The 12,357-nt window shown below is 46.6% G+C and carries 12 protein-coding genes; 5 read left to right on the top strand and 7 right to left on the bottom strand.

All coding sequences use genetic code 11. From position 1 onward, the window contains the following. Positions 1–101: 101 nt before the first annotated feature. From ACUJFL_RS14940 to ACUJFL_RS14930, 3 genes are all read right to left on the bottom strand, one after another. Complete coding sequence (locus tag ACUJFL_RS14940) at positions 102–797, bottom strand: OmpW/AlkL family protein (protein ID WP_445427904.1); 696 nt, start codon at positions 795–797, stop codon at positions 102–104. Positions 798–943: 146 nt separating this feature from the next. Continuing rightward, complete coding sequence (locus tag ACUJFL_RS14935) at positions 944–2,608, bottom strand: DUF3300 domain-containing protein (RefSeq protein WP_445427903.1); 1,665 nt, start codon at positions 2,606–2,608, stop codon at positions 944–946. A gap of 116 nt (positions 2,609–2,724) precedes the next feature. Next, on the bottom strand, positions 2,725–4,431 hold the full coding sequence (locus tag ACUJFL_RS14930; RefSeq protein ID WP_445427902.1) for a lysophospholipid acyltransferase family protein: 1,707 nt from the start codon (positions 4,429–4,431) through the stop codon (positions 2,725–2,727). 231 nt (positions 4,432–4,662) lie between these two features. Between ACUJFL_RS14930 and ACUJFL_RS14925 the strand changes: the two genes are divergently transcribed. After that, positions 4,663–5,583 (top strand): 2-hydroxyacid dehydrogenase, encoded by a 921-nt coding sequence (locus ACUJFL_RS14925; protein ID WP_306177660.1) that lies wholly within the window; start codon positions 4,663–4,665, stop codon positions 5,581–5,583. 298 nt (positions 5,584–5,881) lie between these two features. Here ACUJFL_RS14925 and smrA read toward each other — a convergent pair whose 3' ends face one another. The 3 genes from smrA to ACUJFL_RS14910 all read right to left on the bottom strand — a co-directional run bounded on the left by smrA (position 5,882) and on the right by ACUJFL_RS14910 (position 8,328). Further along, complete coding sequence (gene smrA / locus ACUJFL_RS14920) at positions 5,882–6,457, bottom strand: DNA endonuclease SmrA (RefSeq protein WP_226751134.1); 576 nt, start codon at positions 6,455–6,457, stop codon at positions 5,882–5,884. 65 nt (positions 6,458–6,522) lie between these two features. Then, the gene (locus tag ACUJFL_RS14915; protein ID WP_226751135.1) at positions 6,523–6,816 is read right to left on the bottom strand and encodes a hypothetical protein; all 294 of its coding nucleotides are present in this window, start codon (positions 6,814–6,816) and stop codon (positions 6,523–6,525) included. A 183-nt stretch (positions 6,817–6,999) separates the two neighbouring features. After that, positions 7,000–8,328, bottom strand: coding sequence for a M20/M25/M40 family metallo-hydrolase (locus tag ACUJFL_RS14910; RefSeq protein WP_445427901.1), 1,329 nt, complete (start codon positions 8,326–8,328; stop codon positions 7,000–7,002). A 123-nt stretch (positions 8,329–8,451) separates the two neighbouring features. Here ACUJFL_RS14910 and ACUJFL_RS14905 point away from each other — a divergent pair, with 123 nt between their 5' ends. Next, the gene (locus tag ACUJFL_RS14905; RefSeq protein ID WP_445427900.1) at positions 8,452–8,868 is read left to right on the top strand and encodes a response regulator; all 417 of its coding nucleotides are present in this window, start codon (positions 8,452–8,454) and stop codon (positions 8,866–8,868) included. Between the two features lie 66 nt (positions 8,869–8,934). Then, entirely contained in the window at positions 8,935–9,231 is a 297-nt protein-coding gene (locus ACUJFL_RS14900; RefSeq protein WP_226751138.1) for an ArsR/SmtB family transcription factor, read from the top strand. Between the two features lie 98 nt (positions 9,232–9,329). On the opposite strand, the gene rpsT is transcribed toward ACUJFL_RS14900, so the two are convergent. Then, positions 9,330–9,599 carry a 30S ribosomal protein S20 gene (rpsT, locus tag ACUJFL_RS14895; RefSeq protein WP_226751139.1) on the bottom strand — a complete coding sequence of 90 codons (270 nt, stop codon included), beginning with the start codon at positions 9,597–9,599 and terminating at the stop codon, positions 9,330–9,332. Between the two features lie 176 nt (positions 9,600–9,775). Between rpsT and murJ the strand changes: the two genes are divergently transcribed. Then, positions 9,776–11,353 (top strand): murein biosynthesis integral membrane protein MurJ, encoded by a 1,578-nt coding sequence (murJ, locus tag ACUJFL_RS14890; protein WP_226751140.1) that lies wholly within the window; start codon positions 9,776–9,778, stop codon positions 11,351–11,353. A 53-nt stretch (positions 11,354–11,406) separates the two neighbouring features. Then, positions 11,407–12,357: a bifunctional riboflavin kinase/FAD synthetase gene (ribF, locus tag ACUJFL_RS14885; RefSeq protein WP_226751141.1), complete on the top strand. Its 951-nt coding sequence runs from the start codon at positions 11,407–11,409 to the stop codon at positions 12,355–12,357.

Below are 12,357 nucleotides of genomic sequence, written 5' to 3'. Positions count from 1 at the left end.
TGCAGCGGGAACAGACCCAACTTTGGTCGGATGCAGCTGGCTGCAGCCTTTGGTGAACCTGCTGGCAAGCGCCAGCAGGAGAGGTTTATCGTTTGAAGATATTATAAGGTCCAGCGTAAGCCAATCATCGCAACAAACGGATCAATATTGACATCCACTTGTTGAATGGTATTACCTTGTACTCGAACTTGCGCATCGGTATCGATGTCCATTTTACTGATCATCAGATGTAGCCCTAAGTTTTCGGAGAACTTCACATTAACGCCGGCTTGCGCCGCTAAACCCCAAGAGTTTTTTAGTTTGATGGTTACCGCATCACCATTGTTCGCCGCACCTAAAGCCACCAAGGTTGTCACTAATTGTTGATCGGCTTCGGTATTAAAAAAGTTAGTGTAATTCACCCCTAAACCAACAAAGGGTTGAATGAGATCGCTTCCTATATCAAAGTGGTATTGCGCTAATAGCGTCGGGGGTAAATGTTTGGTTTTGCCAATGTTTAAACCGTCCAAGGCGCCATCTCCACTCATTTTATGCGTAAATGGGGTGGCCGCAATCAGTTGTACTGCCCAATTGTTTTCAAATTTATAATCGAACGTTAAGCCAAGTTGGGTATTGTTGTTAACTTTAACGCCGGTAGAGCCTGCAGGTAAACCGGCAACGCTTTCCACAACATCAAGATGGCTACTGCTATCGTTTGGCTGCACACTAATTGCACCCACATTGACAGAAAAATCAGCTAAGGCGGTGCCACTGAATAGGGTTAAACTTAAGGCTGCTGCGGTGAAGATTGCTTTCATGGTGTTCTCCAGATAATTAACTGGCGCTATTGTGCGCGGTTAGTCTGCAGATACTTTGGGCTGGATCAAAAAAGCCTGTCGGTAGACAGGCTTTTTGGTTGGCAGTTTGTTTTAAATCAATAAAAAGGCCGCCTCTAATTAATTTGTTATTGACGAGATGAATTGGCCTCGACTCGGGCAGACTGATTAGCGTCTGGGCGCTGCCGGATCCGCTGTTCTTGCACGGGCCGTGCGCGTTGTTCTTGCACTGGACGTGTTACTGGTTGCACACGCTGCTCTGGCGCACTGCGATTAACCGATGGCATGCGTTGTTCTTGCACTTGTCGTGTTACCGGTTGTACGCGTTGCTCTGGCGCATTGCGATTAACCGATGGCATACGTTGCTCTTGCACAGGCCGGGTTACGGGCTGTACGCGTTGCTCTGGTGCATTGCGATTAACCGATGGCATACGTTGTTCTTGCACAGGCCGGGTTACGGGCTGTATGCGTTGCTCTGGCGCATTGCGGCTTAAGACACTTTTAATGCGTTGTTCCTGTTCAGCGCGGTTAATCGGTTGGATGCGTTGCTCAGGTGCATTTCGGCTCATCGACTGCGGCTGTTGTACGTTAGGTGTGGCACGCTCAATCGGTTGGATCCGCTGTTCATTGTGGCGATTAAAGGGTTGTATGCGTTCAGAGCCTACTCTGTCTTGCTGGCCTTTTACCTGAGAGGTCACAGGCGCAGTGATCGGTTGGGTCCGTTGCTCATTCTCTGCCCACTTTTCAGCAATCCGGCCTGTGTTGCGTTCTCGCTCATTCGGTCGGGTTGTCGACGCATTGCTGCGCTGCGCTTGACGAGCCGCTTCTTGTTCACGTCTTACATTACTTTGACGTAAACGACTGTCGGCAGGGATAAAGCTTCCGCTGTTTTGTTCAGGCTGTACATTCGGACGATTAGAATGCTTACGCTCGTCACGCCAGTGGTTATTGCGGTGTACGATCTGGGGTTGACGATAATACACACCCCGGCGATGGTATTGATCATGTTGCCAGCGTGGTGCCTGGTGAAAATGCTGACGCTTAGGGTAATAGCGTGGGGGTTCATAATAGTAGTTGTGTTGCACGACGACATGGCGATGCTGCCAATCGAAGATGCTGAAATAAAATGATGGCCGGATCTGAAAACCCGAGCCCCAGTAAAAGCTCACTTGATTGCGGTATGCAGCTGGGCCATGCCAATAAACCGGTGGATGGGTAGGCCACCACCAGTTACCATAGACAACGCGGGTGTCGTAGTAGGGCACATAAATCACTTCGCGCCGCGCCGGTTCAATCACAATCACCTCACGCTGACGTTCTACGATGACATGTTCACTATTACGCAGTGAACCTTGCGCATAGGCGCGTTCACGTAAACGTTGGATACTGGCTAATAAGGCTGCTTCGTCGGTTAAAAAGGCTTCACCAAGTTGCTGTGTCCACTGCAGATCTTCATTTAAGCGGTTTAGCAATTGAGGAAAGGCCGTTAACGCTTGAACGCTAGGATCCCAATCTTGTAAGCTCGCTGCTTCAACCGCCATTTCTGCCGTAAGGTTGGGGTTTTGTTCTAACCAACGTGCCGCTTGCACCACTTCTAATGGATAGGTGGCGGCGATCAGCACATGCGTCAGTACACTGTCGGGATACAGGGCCACTGGGGCCAGCATTTGATCAAATTCTGCATCACTGATTTGCACAGTGGCATTGTTACTTTGCGTTTGCGAAGCACAGCCTGTGCTCACTAATAGCAGGGTGAGCAATAACACCGATTGCAAAGCTCGATAGACTTGCATAATTCCTCCTCAGTGCTGCGTTTGGCAACTGGCCCACAACACTCTTTGGTGTAGCATACACTCAAGTTATAAAGGAAGATGGCTGAATCTTGGCTGAACTTTAAACAATCTTAGCACTAGTCTAGATATCGAGCGCGTTTAGTTGCTGTTACTAAGGATAAATCGACTAACACTAAGCCATCAACACAATTGGCAAACTCAGGATCAATGCCAAAAGCTAAAAACGTTGTGCCACCCGGGGTGCAAAGCTCACTGTATTGCTTATATAGCGTAGGTACACTGACTTTCATATTCGCGAGTAAATGTTTTAATTGGCTAAAGTCTGCAGCATAGTCGTTACCTGTAAAATGTTGGGCTAATTGCTGCACCGTTGGCGCCGCTAATGGGTAAGGACGTTTCGCTTCAGCGCTTGGTAGAGCAGACCCAAAATACAAACCATAGAAATACACTAATAAATCTCTGGCCGGTACGGGATAGCTATTTGACAAACTCACGCCGCCAAATAAATAACGCACCTGCGGATTTTGTTTTAAATAGGCACCAATGCCATACCATAAATATTCTAGGCTGCGCTTACCCCAATAGCGTGGTTGCACAAAACTTCGACCTAACTCTAAACCCTGAGCTAAGTAAGGCTGCATGGACGGAGAAAACTGAAATAAGGTTTGGGTATATAAGCCTGTTGGCCCTTGTTCTGCTAATACCTTGTTAGTATCAGCCAAGCGGTAAGCGCCTACAATTTCTAAATCTTCGTTATCCCATAACAGTAAATGAGCATAGTGGCTGTCAAAGCGATCAATATCTCGGCGTTGGCCGGTGCCTTCCCCGACAGCTCGAAAAGCTAATTCTCTTAAGCGTCCTATTTCCCGCATGATGGGCGAGCTTTGTTGATGTTGATATAAGTAAATTAATTTCCCATCACGGGTTTCACCCAACCGTTGGCACTGACTTATTGCCTTTTTTAATACTGCTCTTGGTTCAGGCCGTGCTATCGCGGTTTGCGTGATGAAAAGTGAGGGGCGATCGGTAGCAAGCCGGTATAGCTGCTTTTTGAACAGTTTTACTTTTACTGGAACCGGCAATGATAACTGGCTAAAGCTGTTACAGGGGATTTGTTCGCCAATACGAACCGCCATGGTTCTCCCTTTTTGTTTAAACATCTCTCTTACCAGTAACATGCTGGCTAGGGGTTTGTATAAAGCTGAGGCAGCATAAAAAACCCATGAATTTCGTGCGGTCAGATGCAGTGGGACTATTGGTGCATTAGCCTGGCTGGCTAAGCGTAAAAAGCCACTGTGCCATTTACCATCGCGAACACCTTGCGGGCGTAAGCGTGATACTTCGCCAGCGGGAAATATTATTAAGGCCCCAGCTGCGGCTAGATGCTGTTGAATCGCCTCAAGCTTGTGCCGTTCTGTACCTCCGTTAAGGTTATTAACAGGCAACAATAAGTTTTGCATTGGTGCTAAGCTCATCAGCAGTTGGTTGGCCATGATTTTCAGATCTGGGCGCAGCCCACTGACCAGTTTTAACAGGGCTAAACCGTCTAACGATCCTATTGGGTGATTAGCAATCAGCAACACTGGGCCGGTCGAAGGGATATGATCTAGCTCATCATCACGCACGCTATAGCTAAACTGAAAGTATTCTAATACTTGTTCAACAAACTCCATGCCTTGTAAATGTGGATAGCGAGCGGCAAAAGCTTGGAATTCCCGCTCGTGCAATAAATAGCTGAGGAGCATTTTGCCGGGGCGATACCACCAGGGCTTTGGTTGATCGGACATGAAGTGCTGTTCTAATAGTTGCTCTACGTTAAGCATGATTTATTCCCAAGGCAAGATAGACTGGCGATCTAGACGAATCCTTGTAGACTACTCATCGCAGATGACAAATAAGTGGCAGTTTTGTGGCAGTTTTGACACAGCAAACACATGAAATGCTGTAGCTGTTTTCGCAGTGAATGGGGATATTTAAGTGCTATCTTAGCGACCCATTTAACAGTGCTATGCTAAGATAAAGCATTAATAGCAAGTAGCATTATAGGGGTTGTTTTGAGTATTGCGCTGATTATTCCCGATAGAAAACTAGATGATTTACAGCAACGTTTGCAGCAAGCCTTACCCACAACGCCAATTGAAATTTGGCCCGATATCGCAAAGCCAGAACACGTGACGTTTGCCGTGGTATGGAAGCAACCCACAGGCTCGGTGGCCAGCTTGCCGAATCTTAAAGCTTTGCAAAGTTTTGGTGCCGGTGTTGATGGGATCCTCAGTGATGCCAGCTTACCGCGTTTACCTTTGGCTCGGATTGTCGACCCGGCGTTAACCGAGGCAATGCTTAGTTATCTGGCGGGCATTGAAGCGTATTACCGTTTGAGGCTCGATCTGTTTCAGCAACAACAGCAACAAGCCTTGTGGCGACCGAAAAGTCCGCGTCGTTTAAGCTCATTGTGTGTACTTGGCTTAGGTGAACTGGGTACGGCCACGGCATTACACTTTAAAGCTCAAGGTTATCAAGTGAACGGTTGGTCGCGCCGCCCACAACAATTAGCCGGTGTTCATTGTTTTGCGGGTACCGAGCAATTGGCTGCTGCCGTCGGTTCAGCGGATTTGCTGATCTGTTTATTGCCTTTAACTGCACAAACTGAAAACCTGTTAAATGCTGACTTTTTTGCCATGCTCAAGCCTGGTGCCATTCTGATTAATGTGGCGCGTGGTGCCATCGTCGATGAGCAGGCGTTGCTCGCCGCGTTAGACAGTGGCCAACTAGCGGCCGCCTGTTTAGATGTGTTCCGTCAAGAACCCCTTGTGGCGGAGCATGCGTTTTGGCGGCATCCTGCCATTATGATTACACCGCATATTTCTGCGGTGACTAAAGTGGAGACCGTGGTGGCGCAAATTGCGGAAAACTACCAACGCAGTTGTCAGGGGCAATCGTTGGTTAATGAAGTCGATTTACAACAAGGCTATTAACCCTATTGAAAATAATGACTTGAATAGTAGTATTATCTTTATTAGACTGATTCTGCTAATGAGATTTTGCAGTACTTAGTAGAAATATAGAATAAGAAGAAGTCATTTGAGGTTTATTATGAGTAAAGCGTCCAATCGTGGTTTTGGCTTTACCACACTCGCTATTGCCGTGGTCCTTATGGCGTTAACAGCGTTTTTTACCAAAGCTGAAGCATTCAGTTGGCTGATCTAAAAAAACAGGGCTGGTTATCCAGCCCTGATTTTTTATACCTGATGATCTTATTAATTCGACGCGTCGCTATTTAGTATGCCGTTCACGGTTCTCGCGTTTTTGCTCTGCATTTTTCTGCAATAACACATAGGTAGCACTGTAACCCCCATGCTGGCGCTGCGCGGTATGAGCGGCTAAAACGGGGGCAAAACTGGGTAACCACTTAAAAACATAGCTGCGCAAAATAGCGGGGTGTGGCTTACTGTTGCGGCCCATACCATGCTGGATCAATAACGTTCTGACGCCACGTTTATGGCAGTCGGTAATAAATTGCAGTAACTGACTACGAGCTTCTTGCAAGCTTTTACCAAGCAGGTTAAGCGTAGCATCTAATTGATACTTGCCTAAGCGCAGATTGCGATACACACCTTGTTGTACGCCATCTTTACAATAGGCAAATACGTCGTCGGGTTTAACTAAATCAACGTATTCCATGCTCAAATATTGAGGATCGTACTCCATCTCTTGTTCAGCGGCTTTGCGTCTGGCCTGCTGCGCTAAGGTAGGACTGAATTCGCCATTTTGTTGAAGTACCGCATCTTGCGGTAGGGGTTTAACATCGGCCATTTCGCTCAGAAACAGCTCAAATTCGTCTTGTGACATGTCTGACTCCGATGCTTACTGCTAAGAGCCGAGTATAGCCTGTCAGGCTGTTGGAAAAAAGCCGCTTATTTTGTTTGCGCTTGTAACTCAATATTCGCCAGATCATTGGCGGTTGCTGCGGCGGCTTGGGCTTTTTTACGGGCAGCAGCAAAACGCAGCAGGTAATAAGCATTGATCAATAAAACTAATAAGTTGGAAATCACCCCTTGCGGAATGGCGATGTGGCTGTAATACACAAACAATAAGCTGCAACCGATTAATGTAGCTAATCGAAGCCAGAACACATCTTTAATAAAAAAAGCGCCGATACAAATTGTTAGGCCAATCCAGCTGATAATGTCGTAGAACAGATTTTCCATGTTAATGCTCCGGCATAGTGTGCGCAATGGCGCGCATTATGAGCAGAGTCGAGTAATTACTCAACTAAGATAAATTACATTTTTCAGATTAGTTTATTTAATGGATTTTTGCTGGATTTGCCAAAGGCGATAACGCGAATACAAAAGGATTAGCGCCGCAGCGAGCGGCGCTAATGTCACGAATTACTGACGTAGATTAACCTGACTATTGGCAATTTCACGCGTCATAATTAACCATGCTTCGAGGTTTTGCCGCAATGCAGTGGGATCAATTTTATCCAGCGTATCATTTGGGGTATGGTGATAATCAAAGTAATCCGTACCATCCTGCATCAGACTCGCGACGGGTACGCCTTGTGCTTTTAACATCGACACATCTGGCCCCCCAGACGCGGTGTTCGGGCCCATAGCGATACCCAGCGGTGCTAATTTTTTCTGCAGTTCCTGGGCAAAGGCTAATGCTTGTTCACCCATACCGGTGTCAAAACGCCAAATACGACCTGCGCCAAAGTCTGATTCTGAAGCAAACACATGGGTGTGTAATTGCTTATGGTGTTTAGCGGCATAAGCGCGGGCGCCAATTAAACCGCCTTCCTCATTACCAAATAGCACCACGCGAATGGTACGCTCAGGCTTCTCTTGCTTTAATAAAGCGGCTGTCGCCATCACGATACCCACACCGGCGCCATCATCTAATGCGCCAGTACCTTCATCCCAAGAATCTAAGTGTGCACTGATTAGCACGATTTCATCGGGGCGTTTGCTACCTTTGATCTCGGCAATCACATTGTGACTGGTAACAGTACCTGGGAGATTATTACTCATTTGCATGTTTAGCGTCAGTTCTGGGTTAATCGCCAGCATTTTGCTCAATTGCTGCGCATCGGGTACGGAAATGGCTGCCGCAGGAATACGTTCAATGCCTTCTTCGTAACGCATTTGACCGGTGTGGGCAAAACGGTTATTGCTGCTACCGACTGAGCGGATCACTAAGGCTTTTGCACCAAGTTTTGCTGCTTCAACTGCGCCCGTGGCGCGTGCCCCGACGACTTGGCCATAAAAACCACCGCGAATATCTTTTTCTAAGGCATGATTAATAAAAACAATACGATCTTTCACTTTAGAAGCGTCCGCTTTTTTGAGCTCTTCTAAGGTATTAAACATGACAACTTGGCTGTTGATGCCATCAAACGGGGTACCGACTGAACCACCCAAAGCGGTGACCACTAATGATTGATGAAAAGGTGCTGCCACTTTTAAGCTCGCTTGACCACGCTCCCAGTACAGCATATCAAAGGGTTCGCGCCAGACTTTATCAAAACCCAGTTCGGTAAATTTTTGCTCTGCCCACAGCACCGAGCGCATATCTGCTTCACTGCCTGCAAGGCGTGGGCCGACTTCCACCGTTAACGATTCGACTAACTTGTAAGCTAAATCTTTATCAATAGTTACATTTTGGGCATGCACATTTAGGCTAAAAGCTGCTAGTATTGTTGTTATCCACACTTTCATGGTTTGTTCCCGCTAGTTGGTTTGACTGATGTGGAAACGTTATCATGTTTTACGGATGAAACCTAAGTAACTCGCTGGACGTCAGTTTTTGGTCGACCAGCCGATAAAGGAGACGCTGCAAGGATGCAAGCATTTATTCAAACCTGCTTTAACCCCACTCCTGTAACCCAGCAGTTAACGGCGCTTGTTGTTGATGATTCGGTGGCTGTGCGTGCTTACCTTAAAAGTATCTTGCAGCAACTTGGTGTGACTCAGGTGCTAGAGGCAGCCGACGGCGCCAAAGGCGAAGCTTTGTTTATGCAGCATCAACCACAATTAGTTTTTTTGGATATTCAGCTACCAGACATAAACGGTAAGGTATTGTTGCAACGTTTCAGGTGTGTTGACCCGCAATCACATATATTTATGATCTCGGCTTATTCCAGTGTCGATAACTTGAAAGCAGCTGTAGCAGGCGGAGCAAAAGCTTTTGTAGTGAAACCTTTTACTGCAGAAAGAATCTCAAGTCTGGTTCAACCCTTATTGTCGTGTAGTGTCTGATCTGGACTAGCATTATTTTGTCGTAATGAGATCAGGCTAGTATTAGTTTAATGAGCGGTGCAAAACATGAATTTAGAAGATATGCTGAAAAATTCAGCGGAAGCAGTGAAGTTACTGAAAGCGGTGTCGAATGAGCGCCGTTTAATTATTTTATGCCATTTGTTGCAAGGCGAGCTGTCGGTAGGTGAATTAAACAGCAAGTTGGATTTAAGCCAATCTGCACTTTCACAGCATCTCGCGTTATTGCGCAAAAATAAATTGGTGAAAACGCGTAAAGAATCGCAAACGGTGTTTTATCGGATCTCAAGCGATGAAGTAACCGAAGTTATTGCACTATTACACAAACTGTATTGCGCTGAGTAATTTGTCGCGCTGTGCACTGATTGTCGGCTGCTTTGTGTAGCCGAAATGAACAAACAAAAAAACCAGCCGAAGCTGGTTTTTTTGTTTTACATCGCCAATTAGGCTGCTTTTAACGCTTTTACATGGGCGTTTAAGCGAGACTTATGACGAGCTGCTTTGTTCTTATGGATCAGACCTTTGGCTGCCATACGATCAATAACAGGGACCATCTTGTTGAACGCTTCCTGAGAAGCTACTGCGTCAGCAGTTAATACTGCTGCGTAGGTTTTCTTGATGAAAGTACGCATCATAGAACGTTGACTGGCGTTTTGCTGACGACGTTTTTCTGATTGTATTGCGCGCTTCTTAGCAGACTTGATGTTAGCCAAGGTAACACTCCTAAAAACTTAAAACCGGACTCTTTAAAGGCCGCATAATATGCCTATTTACTGGCCCATTGTCAAATGCTTTAAACGAAAAGGCCTGTAATTAAATTGCAGTGAGCACTGGTAATTGATCTCAGTAACAGGTGAAAATAGCGCCGCAGCAAATAAAGGAGTCTCCCGTGTCAGGAAAATTACTAAAGTCAGGGCTGATTGTCAGCTTTATGACGTTGATTTCAAGAGTGTTAGGCCTGGTGCGGGATGTGGTGGTTGCCAATTTTGTTGGTGCGGGTGCTGCTGCTGACGTGTTTTTCTTTGCTAACCGTATTCCGAATTTTTTACGTCGACTCTTTGCCGAGGGCGCTTTTTCTCAAGCTTTTGTGCCTGTGTTAAGTGAAGTTAAAGCTAAACATGGTGATGATGCGGTTCGAGAATTAGTGGCCAAGGTGGCGGGAACACTGGGTGTTATTGTCACTCTAGTGACGCTGGTAGGGGTGGTCGGCTCGCCGCTGATTGCTTTGCTGTTTGGTATGGGCTGGTTTATCGAATGGCTGAATGACGGGCCTGACGCGCACAAGTTTGAAATGGCCAGTGTGATGTTAAAAATTACCTTTCCTTATCTTTGGTTTATTTCTTTAGTCGCGTTATCGGGCGCGGTGTTAAATACCTATAACCGTTTTGCGGTAGCGGCCTTTACGCCCGTTTTCTTAAATATTGCGATTATAGGCTCGGCGCTGTATCTGGCCCCTGAGTTGGATGAACCCGCCATGGCATTGGCTTGGGGCGTGTTTATTGGCGGTATTGTACAGTTATTATTTCAATTACCGTTTTTAGCTAAAGCTGGTTTGCTGGTGTTGCCAAGATGGCATTGGCAAGATGAAAACGTGACAAAGATCCGTACTTTGATGTTACCAGCGCTGTTTGGTGTTTCTGTAAGCCAAATCAATCTGCTGCTCGATACCGTGATTGCTTCATTTTTACTTACCGGGGCCGTAAGCTGGTTATATTACTCGGATCGGTTAATTGAGTTTCCACTGGGCTTATTCGGGATCGCGATTGCCACGGTGATCCTGCCGAACTTATCGCGGCATCATGCCACGGCAGATACTGCGCGCTTTGCTCACACGCTGGATTGGTCAGTGCGCTTTGTGGCGATGTTTGGTTTACCGGCGATGCTGGCGTTAATGGTGCTGGCACAACCGATTATCACAGTGCTGTTTATGCGCGGTGAATTTACCCAGCAAGATGTGTTAATGGTGTCGTACAGCTTATTGGCCTATTGCTGTGGCTTGTTAAGTTATATGCTAATCAAGGTATTAGCACCTGGCTATTATGCGCGGCAAGATATTAAAACGCCGGTGCGAATTGGCATTATTGCTATGGTGGCCAATATGGTGTTTAACCTGATGTTGGCACCCTTTTTAAGTTATGTAGGCTTGGCTTTAGCTACGGCGATGTCGGCAAGTTTAAATGCGTTTTTATTGTATCGTGGTTTAAAAATCGCTGGGGTGTATCAATTAAGCCGTTTTAGTATGGTGATGCTGGCTAAATTTGCTTTGGCCAGTGTATTGATGGCTTCAGCGCTCTATGTCGTAAGCCCAAGCTTAAGTGTCTGGGTGGCGCTGCCTTTAACGTCGCAAATAGTGCAATTATCCAGTTTGTGTCTGTTGGCTGTAATAGCGTACTTTGCCTTGCTGTTCCTGTTTGGGGTGCGTTTGGCTGATTTTAAAGCAAAAACTGTTGCTGAAAGCCAACGGTGATCGGGTTATAATCGTCAGTTGACAAGCAACCGCAGGCATAATTTAAGGCAGGCATGGAGTTAATTCGCGGCATCCACAACATATTACCGCAGCATAAAGGCTGTGTGTTAACCATCGGCAATTTTGACGGTGTGCACTTGGGGCACCAAGCCGTGTTAGCTCAGGTTAAACAACTGGCACAGTCGAAGCAGTTGCCGTCTTGCGTAATGGTGTTTGAACCCCAACCTCTGGAATTATTCGCGGGCAGTGATGCGCCGGCTCGGATTTCTCGCTTTCGTGAAAAGTATTTAGCGTTGGCGGAATTAGGCATCGACCGATTACTCTGCGTTGGCTTTAATCGTGCTTTTGCGGCACAAGATCCAGAACAGTTTATTGAAGATTTACTGCTTGATAAGTTAGGCGTACAGCATTTGATTGTGGGTGATGACTTTCATTTTGGCCAAGCCCGTAGCGGTAATTACGCGTTATTAGAACGTGCCGCCTCAAAGTATGGTTTTGGTTTAAACAGCACCTCAAGTTTAAAACTGGAGCAGCAACGGGTCAGCAGTACGTTGATCCGCAGTGCCTTACAAGCCGACCAACTGCATTTAGCTGAAACTATGCTAGGGCGGCCTTTTGCATTAACTGGGCGAGTAAGACATGGTCGTAAGTTAGGCCGGAACCTTGGCTTTCCCACTGCGAATGTCTGGTTGTACCGTAAAAAATTACCGGTATCAGGCGTTTATGCCATCACTGCTCGCACCTGTTTTGGGGTGTTTCAAGGGGTGGCTAATATTGGTAATCGGCCAACCGTACAGGGTGTGCGTGAACAACTAGAAGCGCATCTATTTGATTTTAATCAAGATTTATATGGTAGTCAGATTGAAGTGGTGCTGCGGCACAAACTTCGAGCCGAACAGCGGTTCGACAATCTGGATGCATTAAAACAGCAAATCGCCGTCGATGAAGCGGCAGCGAAACAGTATTTTAGTCAGCAGCCTGCGCTACTGAACTCACTAACTTAA

This window comes from Alishewanella sp. HL-SH05 (genome assembly GCF_052655985.1).
Note: the sequence above shows the minus strand (reverse complement) of the source record. Positions and strands in the feature narration are given on the sequence as shown.